This window comes from Amycolatopsis sp. FDAARGOS 1241 (genome assembly GCF_016889705.1).
Taxonomy (GTDB): Bacteria; Actinomycetota; Actinomycetes; order Mycobacteriales; family Pseudonocardiaceae; genus Amycolatopsis.
Map to the genome: position 1 here is coordinate 1,009,442 of NZ_CP069526.1, position 16,708 is coordinate 1,026,149.

General features: G+C 71.3%; 15 protein-coding genes. 12 read left to right on the forward strand and 3 right to left on the reverse strand.

Annotation, left to right across the window (positions count from 1 at the left end):
- Positions 1–176: 176 nt before the first annotated feature.
- Positions 177–1,292, reverse strand: coding sequence for an alanine dehydrogenase (ald, locus tag I6J71_RS04825; RefSeq protein ID WP_204093615.1), 1,116 nt, complete (start codon positions 1,290–1,292; stop codon positions 177–179).
- Positions 1,293–1,477: 185 nt separating this feature from the next.
- Here ald and I6J71_RS04830 point away from each other — a divergent pair, with 185 nt between their 5' ends.
- Positions 1,478–2,419, forward strand: a complete 942-nt coding sequence (locus I6J71_RS04830; protein ID WP_204093616.1) for a zinc-binding dehydrogenase — start codon at positions 1,478–1,480, stop codon at positions 2,417–2,419.
- A gap of 124 nt (positions 2,420–2,543) precedes the next feature.
- Complete coding sequence (locus I6J71_RS04835; protein ID WP_239154434.1) at positions 2,544–2,861, forward strand: hypothetical protein; 318 nt, start codon at positions 2,544–2,546, stop codon at positions 2,859–2,861.
- Here I6J71_RS04835 and I6J71_RS04840 read toward each other — a convergent pair.
- Positions 2,830–4,389: a CdaR family transcriptional regulator gene (locus I6J71_RS04840; RefSeq protein WP_204093617.1), complete on the reverse strand. Its 1,560-nt coding sequence runs from the start codon at positions 4,387–4,389 to the stop codon at positions 2,830–2,832. The genes I6J71_RS04835 and I6J71_RS04840 overlap by 32 nt on opposite strands.
- Before the next feature lie 388 nt (positions 4,390–4,777).
- On the opposite strand from I6J71_RS04840, the gene I6J71_RS04845 reads away from it, so the two are divergent.
- A complete protein-coding gene (locus I6J71_RS04845) occupies positions 4,778–6,085 on the forward strand; it encodes a bifunctional o-acetylhomoserine/o-acetylserine sulfhydrylase (RefSeq protein ID WP_204093618.1) in 1,308 nt (435 codons plus the stop codon).
- Positions 6,082–7,215, forward strand: coding sequence for a homoserine O-acetyltransferase (locus tag I6J71_RS04850; protein WP_204093619.1), 1,134 nt, complete (start codon positions 6,082–6,084; stop codon positions 7,213–7,215). Before I6J71_RS04845 ends, I6J71_RS04850 begins: the two co-directional genes overlap by 4 nt.
- Before the next feature lie 61 nt (positions 7,216–7,276).
- Here the strand turns inward: I6J71_RS04850 and I6J71_RS04855 are convergent, their stop codons facing one another.
- Positions 7,277–8,044 (reverse strand): SGNH/GDSL hydrolase family protein, encoded by a 768-nt coding sequence (locus I6J71_RS04855; protein WP_204096878.1) that lies wholly within the window; start codon positions 8,042–8,044, stop codon positions 7,277–7,279.
- A 187-nt stretch (positions 8,045–8,231) separates the two neighbouring features.
- Between I6J71_RS04855 and I6J71_RS04860 the strand changes: the two genes are divergently transcribed.
- From I6J71_RS04860 to I6J71_RS04895, 8 genes are all read left to right on the forward strand, one after another.
- Positions 8,232–8,822 carry a TetR/AcrR family transcriptional regulator gene (locus I6J71_RS04860; protein ID WP_204093620.1) on the forward strand — a complete coding sequence of 197 codons (591 nt, stop codon included), beginning with the start codon at positions 8,232–8,234 and terminating at the stop codon, positions 8,820–8,822.
- Between the two features lie 54 nt (positions 8,823–8,876).
- A complete protein-coding gene (locus I6J71_RS04865) occupies positions 8,877–9,374 on the forward strand; it encodes a hypothetical protein (protein ID WP_204093621.1) in 498 nt (165 codons plus the stop codon).
- A gap of 159 nt (positions 9,375–9,533) precedes the next feature.
- Positions 9,534–11,147, forward strand: a complete 1,614-nt coding sequence (locus I6J71_RS04870) for a carboxyl transferase domain-containing protein (RefSeq protein ID WP_204093622.1) — start codon at positions 9,534–9,536, stop codon at positions 11,145–11,147.
- 11 nt (positions 11,148–11,158) lie between these two features.
- The gene (locus I6J71_RS04875; protein ID WP_204096879.1) at positions 11,159–13,144 is read left to right on the forward strand and encodes an acetyl-CoA carboxylase biotin carboxylase subunit; all 1,986 of its coding nucleotides are present in this window, start codon (positions 11,159–11,161) and stop codon (positions 13,142–13,144) included.
- Entirely contained in the window at positions 13,141–14,298 is a 1,158-nt protein-coding gene (locus tag I6J71_RS04880; RefSeq protein WP_204093623.1) for an acyl-CoA dehydrogenase family protein, read from the forward strand. Before I6J71_RS04875 ends, I6J71_RS04880 begins: the two co-directional genes overlap by 4 nt.
- A 54-nt stretch (positions 14,299–14,352) precedes the next feature.
- Positions 14,353–15,120, forward strand: a complete 768-nt coding sequence (gene map / locus I6J71_RS04885) for a type I methionyl aminopeptidase (protein ID WP_204093624.1) — start codon at positions 14,353–14,355, stop codon at positions 15,118–15,120.
- Positions 15,121–15,135: 15 nt separating this feature from the next.
- The gene (locus tag I6J71_RS04890) at positions 15,136–15,645 is read left to right on the forward strand and encodes a GNAT family N-acetyltransferase (RefSeq protein WP_204093625.1); all 510 of its coding nucleotides are present in this window, start codon (positions 15,136–15,138) and stop codon (positions 15,643–15,645) included.
- 90 nt (positions 15,646–15,735) lie between these two features.
- Positions 15,736–16,599, forward strand: coding sequence for an SDR family oxidoreductase (locus I6J71_RS04895; RefSeq protein WP_204093626.1), 864 nt, complete (start codon positions 15,736–15,738; stop codon positions 16,597–16,599).
- Positions 16,600–16,708: the final 109 nt, after the last annotated feature.

The following is a 16,708-nucleotide window of genomic DNA, read 5'->3' on the forward strand; positions in this document are numbered from 1 at the left end:
TTGAGCGGGATGGCGGACGTGACGAACGTCGCTCCTGTCGAACGTGCCGGTTCAGCCGTTCGGCCCTGCCCTTGCTGGCGTCCGGCCAAGAGAGCCGCGACCGCGGAGGGCCCGGAAACACGAGGGGCCTCCGCGTGGTCGCGGAGGCCCCTCGGTTCGCCGGGTGGTTCAGGAGGTCACGCCAGTGCGGTCGCCAGCGGTGTGTGCGGCAGGCCGTGCGCCACGGCGACCGGCTCGTTGGTCAGGGCGCCGTCGTGGGTGTTGAGGCCCTTGGCGAGCGACGCGTCGGCGTTCAGGGCCGCGTGCCAGCCGCGCTCGGCGAGCTGGACGGCGTACGGGAGCGTTACGTTGGTGAGCCCGTACGTCGAGGTCCGCGGCACCGCGCCGGGCATGTTCGCGACGCAGTAGAAGACCGACTCGTGCACGCGGTAGGTCGGGTCGTCGTGCGTGGTCGGGTGCGAGTCGGCGAAGCAGCCGCCCTGGTCGATGGCGATGTCGACCAGCACGGAGCCCGGCTTCATGCGCGAGACGAGGTCGTTGGAGACGAGCTTCGGGGCCTTCGCGCCCGGCACCAGCACCGCGCCGATCACGAGGTCGGCCTGCAGCACCGATTCCTCGACCGACAGGCGGTTGGACGTGACCGTGCGGATGCGGCCGCCGAAGTCGTTGTCGATCCGGCGCAGGCGGTCGACGTTGGTGTCCAGGATCTCGACGTCCGAGCCCAGGCCCAGCGCCACGCGAGCCGCGTTGAGGCCCGCGACGCCGCCCCCGATCACGACGACCCGCGCCGGGTGCACGCCGGGGATGCCGCCGGGCAGCACGCCGCGGCCGCCGCTCGGCTTCATCAGCGCGTACGCGCCCACCTGCGGCGCCAGCCGGCCCGCCACCTCGGACATCGGCGCCAGCAGCGGCAGCGCGCCGGTGGCCGTCTGCACCGTCTCGTACGCGATCGCCGTGGTGCCTGCCGCCAGGAGGGCATCGGTCAGGGGCCGGTCGGCCGCGATGTGGAGGTAGGTGAACAGCACCAGGTCCTTGCGCAGTCGCGGGTACTCCTCGGCGATGGGCTCCTTCACCTTGAGCACGAGTTCGCCCTCGGCCCACGTCTCGTCCGCGGTGGCGAGAATCTTCGCGCCGGCGGCCACGTACTCCTCGTCGGCGATCGACGAGCCCACGCCGGCACCGGTCTCGACGAACACGTCGTGACCGCGCCCCACCAGCTCGTGCACGCCGGCCGGGGTCAGCGCGACCCGGTACTCGTGCTTCTTGATCTCCCGGGGAACGGCGATACGCACAGCGGCCTCCTGGCGGCGGTTGGTTCGAGGTGCTGCCACTCACGGTGATGCACCCGGACAGCGGTGTCATCATGCGCTCAGCACATTCTTCCTGCCATTTCATGGTGCCACGAGAACAAATCGGTTGACCTCGACCGCGCTCGAGGTTGTTGGCTGTCGCCTTCGGTCGTCGAGGAAGGGTGCTCATGCGCGCGGTGTGGTTGAGGGAGTTCGGCGGGCCCGAGGTGCTCGTGGCGGGGGAAGCGCCCGATCCGGTGCCGGGACCGGGGCAGGTGCTGGTCGAGGTGGCTTTCGTGAACGTGACGTTCGTGGAGACGCAGTTCCGCGCGTCCGGGACCGGGCCGTTCGCGGCCGCGCTGCCGATGATCCCGGGCAACGGTGTCGGGGGTGTGATCAGCAAGGTCGGGGAGGGCGTGGACCTGGCGCTCGTCGGCCGTCGGGTCGTGACGTCCACGGGCGGCAGCGGCGGTTACGCCCAGCGAGCGGTGGTCGACGCGTCGCTCGTGTTCGGCGTGCCCGACGCGTTGAGCCTCGACGCGGCGGTCGCCCTGCTCGCCGACGGCCGGACGGCGACCGGGCTCGTCCGCGCGGTCGCGGTGGCGCCGGGGGAGCGGGTGCTCGTCGAGGCGGCGGCCGGCGGTGTCGGCAGCCTGCTGGTGCAGCTCGTGAAGGCGGCGGGAGCGGAGGTCGTCGCGGCGGCCGGCAGCGCGGCGAAGCTCGAACGCGCCCGGGAACTGGGGGCAGCCGTGGCGGTCGACTACACCTCACCAGGGTGGGCCGAGCAGGTCGGTCCCGTGGACGTGGTCTTCGACGGCGTCGGCGGTGCGATCGGCACCACGGCCTTCTCGTTGCTCCGCCCCGGCGGCCGCATGGCCGTGTACGGGCTGGCGAGCGGCGCGTGGGCCGAGGTGTCCGAAGAGGACGCTCGCGACCGCGGCGTGACGCTCGTCCGCTCGATCGGCGACGCGGCCGCGCTGCGGGAGTACACGGAGTCGGCCCTCACCGCGGCGTCGGCCGGCAAGCTGACACCGGTGATCGGCCAGCGCTTCCCGCTCGAAGCCGCCGCCGACGCGCACGCGGCGATCGAGGCGCGTGGCACGTTCGGCAAAACGCTGCTCGTCGCGTGAGCGGCTTCGACGTCGAGGAGTTCCTCGCGCAGCCGTTGACCGCGCGGGTCGCCACGAGCGGTCCCATCGTGCGGCCCACCTGGTACCTGTGGGAGGACCGCGCGTTCTGGATCCTGAGCGGACCGTGGTCACGCCGGCCGACCACGTCCGGTCGGCGCCGGGCCTCGCGCTCACCGTCGACGTGTGCGACGTGGCCACGGGACTGGTGCGGGCGGTGACCGCGGGCGGCCGCGGCGACGTGCCGCCGTTCGACGTGCCGCGCTGGCGGCGGAAGCTGACGCGCTACCTCGGCCCGGACGAGGACCGGTGGGACCCGCGCTTCCGCGCTTACCTCCACGATCCGGTCCGCCGCACCGTCTGGGTCCGCCTGACGCCGCAGAAGCTGCGCACCCAGGACCTGTCCTACGAGGTCAGCTCCACCGCAGTGCCACGAGCTGGGTGAGCAGAGCCAGCCGGACGTCGGGGTCGTCGAGGTCGAGCGGGACGAGCTCCAGGAGCCGTTTCATGCGGTACCGCAGGGTGTTCGGGTGGATGCGCAGCTCGCTCGCGGCGGCGCGCGGGTCGCCGGGGTGGCGCAGCCACTCGTAGAGCGTGTCGACGTAGCCGGCCTTCGTGGTGTCGTCGTGCGCGCGCAGGACGCCGAGCGGACCGAGTTCCGCGACGCGCGCGGCGGCGGCGCCGGTGGCCGCGCGGTGCAGCACGAGCGACGTCCACGCGTCCTCGTACGCGACGACGCGGCCGGGCACCAGACCGGCGCGCAGCAACCCGAGCGCTTCGTCGGCCTGGGTCCGTGACGTGGCGAGCGCGGCGATCGGCACGGGCGCACCCGCGGCGGCCCGGGGCACCCCGCCGCGGCGGGACGCGGGCTGGGCGGCGAGCGCGTCCCGGAGCTCGGCCCACGCGGGACCGTCGGGGACGACCGCGTAGAGCACCCCGCCGAGTTCGGTGGCGACCGGGCGCCGGCCGATGCCCTGCGAGATGCGTTCGAGCAGCGCGAGCCGCAGCCCCTCGGCGTCGCGGCCGTCGCCACCGGTCACCTCGATCACGACGACGCGGTGGGGCTCGTCGGACAGGTCCAGTTCGGCCACCACGCGCCGTGGGCCGGCGTGGCCTTCGAGCACGGCGCGCAGCAGTTCGGCCGACGCGCGCCGCTGCGCGTCCGTGTGCGCGCGGCGGCGCATCAGGTGCAACGCGACCACGGGTGCGGCGTCGGCGAACGCGGCGGCGCGCTCTTCCGAGACCGGTCCCGCCACCACCGCCCACATCGAGCCCAGCAGCTCGCCGCCCATCCGGATCGGCACGATCAGGCGCGGCAACGTGCCGTCGCGCTGGGCCGGCACGAAGATCGTCTGCCGGCCCCGGGACAGCTCGCGGAACACGCCGCGGGACCGGAAGCGCGCCAGCACGTCGTCGGGGATCCGGCGGCCCATGATCGTGGCGACGCGCGCGGGATCGGTGAGGTCCTGGCGGGCGGAGTAGGCGAGCACGCGCGAGTTGGTGTCCTCGATCGTCACCGGCGCGTCCACCACGGACGCCACCGCGTCGGCGAGCCGGAACAGGTCGCCCGAGCCCGGATCGCCCCCGTTCTCCGGGGCGTCCGACTCGTCGTCCAGCGCGTCGAGCACCGTCCGCAGCAGCCACACGAGCTGCGCCCACGACGTCGCCGAGTGCACCTGGATCAACGCGATCCCGGCCGACTTCGCGGCGCGTTTCACCGCCGGTTTGGCTGCCAGCGGCGGTTTCAGCAGTACCGCGGCCGCGCCTTGGTCCGCGCTCACCCGCACGAGCTCGGCCGCGCCGGTCGCGTCCGCCGTGGCCACGCCCAGCACGAGGTCGCCGGCTGCCACGCCCGCCGGCACGCCGGGTTCGGCGATCACCACGTCGCCGGCGGCCGGGCAGTCGTCGGGCAGCTGGAGCGCGTGGAGCAACGTCGGCCCCACCCGGTCGACCACGCTGCGCACCGAGACCACGGGTACATCCTCGCCGAGCCACGGCGGGACCGCTCGGCGCGGGTGGCTTTCCCAGGGCCCCGCGCGGCCCCGTGCCCGCCTCGAACGGCCGTCCTCGCCCGCCCGGTGACCTCCGTGAAGATCCACCGGGAGACCCGTGGCCGGGAGATCGCCACCGACTCCGAGGGCAACCGGTGCGCGCGGCGGCCGCGCGACCGGATCCGGGCACCGAGTCGTTGTGTCCGCAGTGGACGGTCACCGGACCTGCGGTGCCCATCACGTTTTCGAGTGATCGGTTTCACGGTAGGTTGGACTGGAACTCCCAGCCCTTGGGAACCCTTGGGTGGTCCGTTCAGGGGAGCTAGCTTCGTCCGAGGAGCCGATCCCTTTGAGCCGCAAGGAGAACCTGATGCCGGAAGACACCTCGGGCTGGTCCTTCGAGACCAAGCAGATCCACGCCGGCGCGGCACCGGACCCCGCGACGGGCGCCCGCGCGACCCCGATCTACCAGACCACGTCGTACGTCTTCCGCGACACGCAGCACGGTGCAGACCTGTTCAGCCTGGCCGAGCCCGGCAACATCTACACGCGCATCATGAACCCGACGCAGGACGTGCTGGAGCAGCGTCTGGCCGCGCTGGAAGGCGGCGTCGCGGCGCTCGCGTTCGCCTCCGGCTCGGCGGCCACCACCGCGGCGATCCTCACGATCGCCGGCGCGGGTGACCACTTCGTCTCCAGCCCCTCGCTCTACGGTGGTACGTACAACCTGTTCCACTACACGCTGCCGAAGCTGGGCATCGAGGTCACGTTCGTCGACGACCAGGACGACCCGGAGCAGTGGCGCGCCGCGGTGCGCCCCAACACCAAGCTGTTCTTCGCCGAGACGCTGGCCAACCCGGGCAGCAACGTCCTCGACATCCGCACCGTCGCGAACGTCGCGCACGAAGCCGGCGTGCCGCTGATCGTCGACAACACCGTGCCCACGCCGTACCTGGTGCGCCCGATCGAGCACGGCGCGGACGTGGTCGTGCACTCGGCGACGAAGTACCTCGGCGGGCACGGCACGACCGTCGCCGGTGTGCTCGTGGACGGCGGCACGTTCGACTTCGGCAGGGACCCGGCGCGGTTCCCGGGCTTTTCCGAGCCGGACCCGAGCTACCACGGCCTGAAGTACTGGGAAGCGCTCGGCCCGGGTGCGTACGCGGCGAAGGCGCGCGTGCAGATCCTGCGCGACACCGGTGCGGCGATCTCGCCGCTCAACAGCTTCCTGATTCTGCAGGGCATCGAGACGCTGTCGCTGCGCATCGAACGGCACGTCGCCAACGCGCAGGCGCTCGCGGAGTGGCTCGAGCAGCGCGACGAGGTGGCGAAGGTGTACTACGCCGGTCTGCCGTCGAGCCCGTTCCACGCCAACGCGCGGAAGTACCTGCCGCGCGGCGCCGGTGCGGTGCTCTCGTTCGACCTGCGCGGCGGTGTCGAGGCGGGCCGGAAGTTCGTGGACGGCACCGAGTTGCACAGCCAGCTGGTGAACATCGGCGACGTGCGCAGCCTGATCGTGCACCCGGCGTCGACCACGCACAGCCAGCTCTCGCCGGAGGAGCAGCTCGCGAGCGGTGTCACGCCGGGCCTCGTGCGGCTCGCCGTGGGCCTCGAGGGCATCGAAGACCTCAAGGCCGACCTGGAAGCGGGTTTCCGCGCCGCCAAGGCAGACCTGTGACGGGTTCCGGTGCGCATCTCCCGCCCGCCACCGGCGCGTGGCGGGCGGGAGACCCACCCGGCGGACGGCGGTGGTTCACCGGCCCCGGCGCGCTCGCGCTGGAGGCCGGTGGTTCGCTGCCGTCCTACACCCTCGCGTACGAGACGTGGGGGCAGCTGAACTCCGACGGCTCCAACGCGGTCCTCGTCGAACACGCGTTGACCGGCGACAGCCACGTCGCGGGCGAAGCCGGGCCCGGTCACCCCAGCGCGGGCTGGTGGGACGGCCTCGTCGGCCCGGGCAAAGCCCTCGACACGGATTCGTTGTTCGTCGTGGTCCCCAATGTCCTCGGTGGGTGCCAGGGCTCCACGGGCCCGTCGTCACCCGACCCCGAGGGGCGGCCGTGGGGGAGCCGGTTCCCCGTCGTGACCGTGCGGGACCAGGTGACGACCGAGGCCGCTCTCGCCGACGCGCTGGGGATCGACCGCTGGGCTGCCGTGGCCGGCGGTTCCATGGGCGGCATGCGGGCCCTCGAATGGGCGGTCTCATTGCCCGATCGGGTGGCTTCCGTCCTCGTGCTGGCCTCGACGGCTCGTGCTTCGGCCGAACAGATCGCCTGGGCCGCACCGCAATTGCACGCCATCCGGTCGGATCCGGGCTGGCACGGAGGTGACTACTACTCCCTCGGCGCCGGGGCAGGTCCGCACCGCGGGCTGGGGGTGGCGCGGCGGATCGCGCACGTGACCTACCGCAGCGAACCCGAGCTGTCGCAACGGTTCGGGCGGTCGTACCAAGGCACGGAAGACCCGTTGCGCGGCGGGCGCTTCGCTGTTGAGTCCTATTTGGACCATCACGCGGACAAGCTGGTGAACCGCTTCGACGCCGGGTCGTACGTGGTGCTGACGGAATCGATGAACACCCACGACGTCGGCCGCGACCGCGGTGGCGTCGCGGCGGCTCTGGGCCGGGTTCGCGCGCGCACGGTGGTCGCCGGTGTCGACAGCGACCGGCTGTACCCGCTGTACCAGTCGCGGGAGATCGCCGCCGGTGTCGGTGGCGAAACGGCGGTGGTCTCGTCGCCGTACGGGCACGACTCGTTCTTGATCGAGACGGAGCAGATCGCCGCGTTGGTGAAGTCGCTCCTCGGTTGACCCGGCGCGAACGAAAAGGGGCGCCCCGGACAAACCGGGACGCCCCTGTCCACAACCAAATTCAGCCGATCGCGGCAGTCAGCGGCGTGTAGTAGCCGCCCCGCTGGCCGGCGGCCGTCGGGTGGTAGGACTCGTCCACCGGCCACGTCAGGCTGTGCAGGTAGTCGCTCGCGGACGAGCAGATGTTGTGGCCCACGAAGGCCGAACGGACGTCCACGAAGGTCGCGCCGGCGGCCGACGCGCGGGAGGCCAGCACGGACGCCAGCGTGTCCGCGCCCGAGTTGATCGCCGAGCGCTTCGTGTCGCTCAGGCCGACGTTGCACGAGCCCGGCACCGTGTAGAAGCGGGGGTAGGACAGCACGACGAGACGTGCGTTGGGGGCCTTCGACTTCACCGCGCGGTACACGTTGTCGAGCAGGCTCGGCAGGGTGTTCTGCACGTACGACTTCGCCGTGTTCACCCGGTCGACGCACGTCTGGTCGCTGTTGAGCGTGCAGGTGGTGATCACGTCGGTGAAGCCCGCGTCGTTGCCACCGACGGTCAGCGTCACCAGGGTGGCGCTCGACGGCATCGAGTTGATCTGGTTCAGCACGTCACCGGTCTTCGCGCCGGAGCAGGCGAGGAAGGTGAACGAGGTGCCGGCGTGGGCGTTGGCCCAGAGCTGGCCGTAGGCGTTGGTGCTTCGCTTGCAGGCGCCCGAGCTGCCGTAGCTCCCGGCGCCCACCCCGGAGGAGTAGGAGTCACCGAGTGCGACGAAGCTGGTGGCGGCGCCGGCGGTGCCCGCGAGGCCGAGTGAAGCGAGTAGAGCGACCCCCAGGGCCGCGCACATCCGGAGGATCGATCGGGAGGGTTGACGGCTCATGGAGTCACTCCTGTCGTGACGGCTCGACGAGAAGAATCAATACCAGGTGGAATCCCCACGGGACACCCCAGAAATCGCAGGTGACTCCACTTGGCTCAGGCAGGAAGTAGGGCGGAAGTTAGCGCTCGCTAACCGCCCGCCCTACTATGAGCGGATGCCGGCGAACCCCACCCCACTCGTGAACGGCGAGAAGGCGAACAGGCGTGAACAGATCATGGCTGCCGCCGCCGAGCTGTTCGCGCACCACGGTTTCCACGGTGTCGGCATCGACGACATCGGCGCGGCGGTCGGCATCTCCGGCCCCGCGCTCTACCGCCACTTCCGCAGCAAGGACGCGATCCTCGGCGAGATGCTGAACTCGATCAGCCACTACCTGCTCGAAGGCGGCACCGCGCGGGCCGAGACGGGCGGCACCCCGCCGGAGCTGCTCGAAGCGCTCGTGCGGTTCCACGTCGGCTTCGCGCTCGATCACCCGGCGCTGATCACCGTGCAGGAGCGCAACCTCGCGAACCTCACCGACAGTGACCGCAAGCAGGTGCGCGCGCTGCAGCGCCAGTATGTGGAGGTGTGGGTGCGCGCGATCCGCGACGCGATCCCGGGCCTCGAGGAACGCGAAGCCCGCTCGGCGGCACACGCGGTGTTCGGCTTGATCAACTCGACGCCGTACAACCGCCATCTCGGTGACGCCGAGCTGTCCGATCTGCTCTGCCGGCTCGCTCTCGGCGCACTTTCCGCGGCGGGCTGATCCCCCGGATTCGGGGTATCCCCACGGAAGCCGGTGCTGGTGTTTGATGGGCACGTGACCCCGGACCGGAGCGAGGACGAGCAGCGGCTCGTGGAGAAGGCGCAACGCGCGCTCGTCGCCATCAGCCTCGGCGAGGACGCCGAGGCGCTCGAAGAACTCACGCCCTCGTCCGAGGAGCCGCAGCAGCGCTCCGACGAGACGAAGGCGCTGATGCTCCTGCTCTTCGGCGAGTGCAGCGCGATGGTGTCCACGCTCGGTGACGGCGGCACGGCACCCGTCAAGGTTCAGGTTTTCGACGAAGACGGCGAAGAGGTGTCCATCGACCAGGCCGACCCGCCAGTGCGCACCGCCGTGCGCACGTTGCTGGCCGAAGTCCACGGCAACACCGCCGCCGCGCGGGAGCAGGTCGAGATCGCGCTGGCGAACGCCGCGCCTGACGAGGTCGACAGCCTCGTACTGCAGGCCCTGCGCTGGACGATCCGGCTGTCGGTCGAGTGCCTCGACCGCGATCTTCCGGTGGCGGAGTGGATCTCCGATGCAGTAACCGGCTGAGCTCCGACGGGAAATGTCCCAGGTACCGAGCGCTCGCCTGGGTTCCCGGCGGGCGCCGAAGGCCACATCGCGCCTCGTCGAACCTGGCTGGACAGTCACGTTAGTGGTCGCTAACATCCGAAGAGGAGTTAACGGCCGCTAACGTCTCGACGGGGAGCCATGGACACGCCGGTACTGAGCAGCTCCGCGGATCCGCGGAGCGAAACGTTCACCCGAAGCGTCACTTCTCACAACGAGCTCGTCGAGGACCTGCGCAAGCGCCTCGACGCCGCCCGCCTCGGCGGGCCCGAGAAGTCCCGCTCCCGGCACGTGGAACGCGGCAAGCTGCTGCCCCGCGACCGCGTGGACACGCTGCTCGACCCGGGGTCGCCGTTCCTCGAGCTCTCGCCGCTGGCCGCCAACGGCCTCTACGACGACGAAGCGCCGAGCGCGGGAATCATCGCCGGAGTCGGGCGCGTGTCGGGCCGCGAATGCGTGGTCGTGGCGAACGACGCCACCGTGAAGGGCGGCACGTACTACCCGCTGACGGTCAAGAAGCACCTGCGCGCCCAGGAAGTGGCACTGCACAACAACCTGCCGTGCATCTACCTCGTCGACTCCGGCGGCGCGTTCCTGCCGCGCCAGGACGACGTGTTCCCCGACCGCGAGCACTTCGGACGCATCTTCTACAACCAGGCGACGATGTCCGCGCGCGGCATCCCGCAGATCGCCGCCGTGCTCGGCTCGTGCACCGCGGGCGGTGCGTACGTGCCGGCCATGAGCGACGAGGCGGTCATCGTGCGCAACCAGGGCACGATCTTCCTCGGCGGCCCGCCGCTCGTGAAGGCCGCGACCGGCGAGGTCGTCACGGCCGAAGAGCTGGGTGGCGGCGACGTGCACGCGCGCCAGTCGGGCGTCACCGACCACCTGGCCGACGACGACGCCCACGCGCTGCGCATCGTCCGCGACATCGTCTCGACCCTCGGCCCGCGCACGCCGCGGCCATGGGACGTCGCGCCTGTCGAGGAGCCGGTCGTCGACCCGCGTGAGCTCTACGGGGTCGTGCCGACGGATTCGCGCACGCCCTACGACGTGCGCGAAGTGATCGCCCGGGTGGTCGACGGCAGCAAGTTCTCCGAGTTCAAGAAGGAGTACGGCAGCACGCTCGTCACCGGCTTCGCGCGCATCCACGGCCACCCGGTGGGCATCATCGCCAACAACGGCGTGCTGTTCGCCGAGTCGGCCATGAAGGGCGCGCACTTCATCGAGCTGTGCGATCGCCGGTCGATCCCGCTGGTGTTCCTGCAGAACATCACCGGGTTCATGGTCGGCAAGGCGTACGAGGCCGGCGGCATCGCCAAGCACGGCGCGAAGATGGTCACGGCCGTCGCGTGCGCGCGGGTGCCGAAGTTCACCGTGATCATCGGTGGCTCGTTCGGCGCCGGGAACTACTCGATGTGCGGACGGGCGTACTCGCCGCGGTTCCTGTGGATGTGGCCCAACGCGCGGATCTCGGTGATGGGCGGCGAGCAGGCGGCCTCGGTGCTTTCGACCGTGCGCCGCGACGCGATCGAGGCCCGCGGCGGCGAGTGGTCGGCCGAGGACGAAGAGGCGTTCAAGGACCCGATCCGCGCGCAGTACGAGCACCAGGGCAGCCCGTACTACTCCACCGCGCGGCTGTGGGACGACGGCGTGATCGACCCGGCGGACACCCGCACGGTGCTCGGGCTCGCGCTGTCGGCCGCGGCCAACGCACCCCTGCCCGAGGTCAACTACGGCGTCTTCCGGATGTGATGAGCGTGTTCTTGTTCGACACGGTCCTGGTGGCCAACCGCGGCGAGATCGCGGTCCGCGTGATCCGGTCGCTGCGCGAGCTGGGCATCCGCTCGGTCGCGGTGTACAGCGATGCCGACGCCGATGCCCGCCACGTGCGCGAAGCCGACACCGCGGTGCGGCTCGGTCCGGCCGAAGCGGCGAAGAGCTATTTGTCCATCCCGGCGATCATCGCCGCCGCGCGCGAGACGGGCGCGCAGGCCGTGCACCCGGGTTACGGCTTCCTCGCGGAGAACGCGGGGTTCGCGCGGGCGTGCGAAGAGGCGGGGCTGGTGTTCATCGGCCCGCCGGCGGCGGCCATCGAAAAGATGGGCGACAAGATCCGCGCCAAGGCCACGGTTTCGGAGGCCGGCGTGCCGGTGGTGCCGGGCGCGTCCGATGTGGACATCCCCGCTGGCGGGTTCGCCGAGGCGGCCGCGCGCGTGGGATATCCGTTGCTGCTGAAGCCCTCGGCCGGTGGCGGCGGCAAGGGCATGCGGCTCGTGCACGCCGAGGGCGAGCTGGCGCCCGCGATCGAGTCCGCGCGGCGCGAGGCGAAGAGCTCGTTCGGCGATGACACGCTGCTGCTGGAGCGGTTCGTGACCACGCCGCGGCACATCGAGATCCAGGTGCTCGCCGACGCCCACGGCACCGTGCTGCACCTCGGCGAACGCGAGTGCAGCCTGCAGCGGCGGCACCAGAAGATCGTCGAAGAAGCGCCGTCGGTGCTGCTCGACGAGGCCACGCGGCAGAAGATGGGTGCTGCGGCGGCCGAAGCGGCGCGGTCGGTGGGCTACGTCGGCGCGGGCACGGTCGAGTTCATCATGTCCGCACACGACCCCGACGAATTCTTCTTCATGGAGATGAACACGCGGCTTCAGGTGGAGCACCCCGTCACGGAGATGGTGACCGGCCTGGACCTCGTGGCGTGGCAGGTGCGCATCGCCGCCGGTGAGCCGTTGTCGTTGCGGCAGGAGGACGTGCGGCTCGACGGGCACGCCATCGAAGCCCGCGTCTACGCCGAGGACCCGGCGCGCGGGTTCATCCCGACCGGCGGCACGGTGCTCGCCGTGCACGAGCCGTCGGGCGACGGCGTGCGCGTGGACTCGTGGATGGCCGAGGGCGCTGTCGTCGGTTCGAACTACGACCCGATGCTGGCCAAGGTGATCGCGTACGGCCCCGACCGCGAGTCGGCGCTGCGCAAGCTCGACCGCGCGCTGGGCGACACTGCGTTGCTGGGGCTGGGCACGAATGTCGCGTTCCTGCGCAGCCTGCTCGCCGATGAGGACGTGCGCGCGGGCCGGCTCGACACGGAGCTCGTGGACCGGCGGCTGGCCGACCTCGTGTCGCCGGAGGTGCCCGCCGGGTTCTTCGTGGCCGCGGCACTGGACCGGCTGGCATCGCTGCAGCCGACGGGGTCCGTTGTGGACCCGTGGGACGTGCCGAGCGGCTGGCGCCTTGGTGGCGGGGGCGGTGTGACGTTCCGGCTGCGCGCCGGCGACGTGCTCGCCAAGGTGCGGGTTTCCGGCACCCCGGCCGACGCCACGGTGCAGGTGGACGACGCCGAGCCTGTGCGGGCGTCGGTGAGCCGGCGTGGAGATGTGCTGGAAGTGCGGCGGGCCGGCGGGATCGAGCGGTACCGGCGGGCGGACGGTCCTGACCGGACGGTGTGGCTTGCGCGTGACGGCTACGGCTTCGCGTTCGCGGACCAGGAAGTGGTGCTCTCGCACCGCGGTGAGGTGGCGGGTGCGGGGCCGGTGAAGAGCCCGATGCCGGGCACGGTGCTGGTGGTGAAGGTCGCCCAGGGCGACGTGGTCGCGGCCGGCACGCCGTTGCTGGTCGTGGAGGCGATGAAGATGGAACACACCGTGACCGCGCCGATCGACGGCGTGGTGAGCGAGCTTTCGGTGCGGGCCGGGCAGCAGGTGGCGCTCGACGAGACGCTGGCCGTGGTGAGCCCGAACGAGGAGGACCGATGATCGACTTCCGCTTGGACGAAGAGTACGAGGCTCTCCGCAAGACGGTCGAGGACTTCGCGCACAACGAGGTCGCGCCCGTAATCGGGCCGCTGTACGAGAAGGAAGAGTTCCCCTACGCGCTCGTGGCCAAGATGGGTGACATGGGCCTGTTCGGCCTGCCATTCTCCGAGGAGTTCGGCGGCATGGGCGGCGACTACTTCGCGCTGTGCCTGGCGCTGGAGGAACTCGCGCGCGTCGACTCGTCGGTCGCGATCACGCTGGAGGCCGGCGTTTCGCTCGGCGCGATGCCGATCTACCGCTTCGGCACGCAGGAGCAGAAGGAGAAGTGGCTGCCCGCGCTGTGCTCCGGCGAGGCCCTCGGCGGTTTCGGCCTCACGGAACCGGGCGGCGGCTCGGACGCGGGCGCCACCCGCACCCGCGCCAAGCTCGACGGCGACGAGTGGCTCATCAACGGCAGCAAGGCCTTCATCACCAACTCCGGCACGGACATCACCCGCCTGGTGACGGTCACGGCCGTCACCGACGTGATGGAGAACGGCCGCAAGGAGATCTCGGCGATCATCGTGCCCTCGGGCACACCGGGCTTCGCGGTGGCGCCCAAGTACTCCAAGGTCGGCTGGAACTGCTCGGACACGCACGAGCTGTCCTTTTCGGACGTTCGCGTCCCGGCCTCGAACCTGGTGGGCACCCGCGGCCGCGGCTACGCCCAGTTCCTGTCCATCTTGGACGAAGGTCGCGTCGCGATCGCCGCCCTGAGTGTCGGCCTGGCCCAGGGCTGTGTCGACGAATGCCTGAAGTACGCCAAGGACCGCGTCGCCTTCGGCCACCGCATCGGGGAGTACCAGGCGATCCAGTTCAAGATCGCGGACATGGAGGTCCGCACCCACACCGCGCGGCTCGCCTACTACCAGGCCGCCTCGAAGATGCTGCGCGGCGAGCCGTTCAAGAAGGAAGCTTCGATCGCGAAGCTCGTCGCGTCCGACGCCGCGATGGACAACGCACGCGACGCGACGCAGATCTTCGGCGGGTACGGGTTCATGAACGAGTTCCCGGTCAGCCGGTTCTACCGGGACGCGAAGATCCTGGAGATCGGCGAGGGCACGAGCGAGGTGCAGCGGATGCTGATCGCGCGCCACCTCGGGATGGCGAGCTAGCTGGGGGGACGCCCGGTCGGCGCGCAGGATAGAAATACCGGTATATTTATCCGCATGGTGGAGCTGAAGACGCCGGCTGAGATCGCGGCGATGCGGGAGGCGGGCCGGGTGGTGGCCCGCGCGCTCGCGGCCGTGCGGGAAGCCGCGAGCACCGGCGTTTCCCTGGTCGAGCTGGATGCCGTCGCGGCGCAGGTGATGACGGAGGCCGGCGCGAAGCCGTCGTTCCTCGGCTACCACCCGCGCTGGGCTCCGACGCCGTACCCGGGCGTGATCTGCGCGAGCGTGAACGACGCGATTGTCCACGGCATCCCCGGCCGGTACCGGCTCCAAGAAGGTGACCTGCTGAGCATCGACTGCGGTGCCGCGGTCGACGGCTGGCACGGCGACGCCGCCGTGAGCTTCGTCGTCGGCGGGGCCGACCCGGCGGATCTCGCGCTGATCGCGGCGACGGAGGAAGCGCTCGCCGCCGGCATCGCGGCCGCGCAGCCCGGCGCGAAGATGGGCGACATCTCCGCCGCGATCGGCACGGTCGGCCGCGCGGCGGGTTACGGCGTGACCGAAGACCACGGCGGCCACGGCGTCGGCCGCGCGATGCACGAAGACCCGCCGGTGCCCAACGACGGCCGCGCGGGCCGCGGCTTGCGCCTGCGGCCGGGCCTGGTGATCGCGATCGAGCCGATGTTCACCCGCGGCGGCCTCGACCAGTACCGGCACGACCCCGACGGCTGGACCCTGCGCACCACCGACCGCACCCGTGCGTCGCACTCCGAGCACACCGTCGCCATCACCGACGCCGGGCCGGTGGTCCTGACGCTGCCGTAGCGGTAGAACATCCGCATGGCCCTCTTCGTCATCCGGCCCGGGCGCAAGGACGACGCGGCCACGCTGCTGCGCTTCTTCGACGAAGCCGTCGAGTGGCTGGTGGCGCGTGGCAGCGCCGGCCAGTGGGGTGACCAGCCGTGGAGCAGCATCCCGCACCGGGCGTCGCGCGTGGCCGACATGACCGACGAGCCCGGCTTGCGCATCGCGGAGGTCGACGGGGAACCGGCCGGGGCGCTGATCGTCAGCGAGAAGTGCCCGGACCACGTGCCGCCGGCCGGTGAGCCGGAGCTGTACATCGGGCTGCTCATCACGTCGCGGCGTTTCGCCGGCCACCGCGTGGGTGCGCGGCTGATCGAATACACGCTGGCGGAGGCGAAACGGCGCGGGATCGGCCTCGTGCGCGTCGACTGCTGGGCCGGTGGCGACGGCGCTCTCCAGCGCTACTACGAGGCGCGGGGCTTCCGCTCGACGGTCCGCTTCGACGTCGGCGGCTGGCTCGGGCAGGTCTTCGAGCAACGCCCCTGATCGGGGCAGTCGACTGGCGCGAGCGGCCCGGCCGGGGCACCATATTGACACGACGCCAACAATGCCCCGTCGACGCAGGAGGAGCCCGTCATGGCCAAGCAGCCCCGTTCGCTGTCCGGCAAGGTCATCGTAATCACCGGCGGCGCGCAGGGCATCGGCGCGGCGACGGCCACGGCGCTCAAACGCCTCGGCGCGCGGGTGGTGCTCGGGGACCTCGACCACGTCCGCGCGGAGAAAACCGCGGGTGAGCTGGGCCCCGAGGCCGTCGCGCTGCCGCTCGACGTGACCGACACGAAAGCGTTCACCGAGTTCCTCGACGAGGTCGAGCGCCGGGTCGGACCCATCGACGTGCTGATCAACAACGCCGGCATCATGCCGCTCGCCCCGCTCGACGAGGAGGACGACTCGGCCACGCGGCGCATGCTGGAGATCAACGTGCACGCCGTCATCCACGGCACGCGCGAGGCCGTGAAGCGGATGAAGCCGCGGGGGACCGGGCACATCGTGAACGTCGCGTCGATGGCGGGCAAGTCGGGGTTCCCTGGCGCGGCCACGTACTGCGCGACCAAACATGCCGTCGTCGGCCTGTCGGAGGCGGTGCACCTCGAGTTGCGGGGCACGGGAGTGTCCGTGTCGTGCGTGATGCCGGCGGTGGTGCGCACGGAACTGGCGTCGGGGCTCGGTGAAGCGAAGTTCATCAAGTCCGTGGCGCCGGAAGACGTGGCCGCGGCCATCGCGGATGCCCTGAAGTACCCGAGGTTCGACGTGTTCGTACCAGAATCGCTGGATTTCACCGGGCGGATCACGCGGCTGTTCCCGCGCGCGTTCGGCGAGTGGTTCGTGCGCTCGCTCGGCGGCGACCAGCTGCTCGCCTCGGCCGCGTATTCGCCGGCGCGGGCCGAATACGAGTCCCGCGCAGCTCAGAGCGCGCCCGCGGCCGACGCGGAGCAGTAGCCTGCCCGGTCAGCGGCACCGTCCGAAATGGACGTGCTTGCGGGGTGCTTGCAAGTGTGGCGGTGTTGAAGCCGCTTGCGCGCGCGGGCAAGATTGCCACCCTGAGGGT

Excerpts from the sequence above, each read along its gene's own strand:
- I6J71_RS04830 (WP_204093616.1), top strand. The coding sequence starts at position 1,478 with ATGCGCGCGGTGTGGTTGAGGGAGTTCGGCGGGCCCGAGGTGCTCGTG.
- I6J71_RS04845 (WP_204093618.1), top strand. The coding sequence starts at position 4,778 with ATGCCGGAAGACACCTCGGGCTGGTCCTTCGAGACCAAGCAGATCCAC.
- I6J71_RS04855 (WP_204096878.1), bottom strand. The coding sequence starts at position 8,044 with ATGTGCGCGGCCCTGGGGGTCGCTCTACTCGCTTCACTCGGCCTCGCG.
- I6J71_RS04860 (WP_204093620.1), top strand. The coding sequence starts at position 8,232 with ATGCCGGCGAACCCCACCCCACTCGTGAACGGCGAGAAGGCGAACAGG.
- I6J71_RS04870 (WP_204093622.1), top strand. The coding sequence starts at position 9,534 with ATGGACACGCCGGTACTGAGCAGCTCCGCGGATCCGCGGAGCGAAACG.
- I6J71_RS04880 (WP_204093623.1), top strand. The coding sequence starts at position 13,141 with ATGATCGACTTCCGCTTGGACGAAGAGTACGAGGCTCTCCGCAAGACG.
- map (WP_204093624.1), top strand. The coding sequence starts at position 14,353 with ATGGTGGAGCTGAAGACGCCGGCTGAGATCGCGGCGATGCGGGAGGCG.
- I6J71_RS04890 (WP_204093625.1), top strand. The coding sequence starts at position 15,136 with ATGGCCCTCTTCGTCATCCGGCCCGGGCGCAAGGACGACGCGGCCACG.
- I6J71_RS04895 (WP_204093626.1), top strand. The coding sequence starts at position 15,736 with ATGGCCAAGCAGCCCCGTTCGCTGTCCGGCAAGGTCATCGTAATCACC.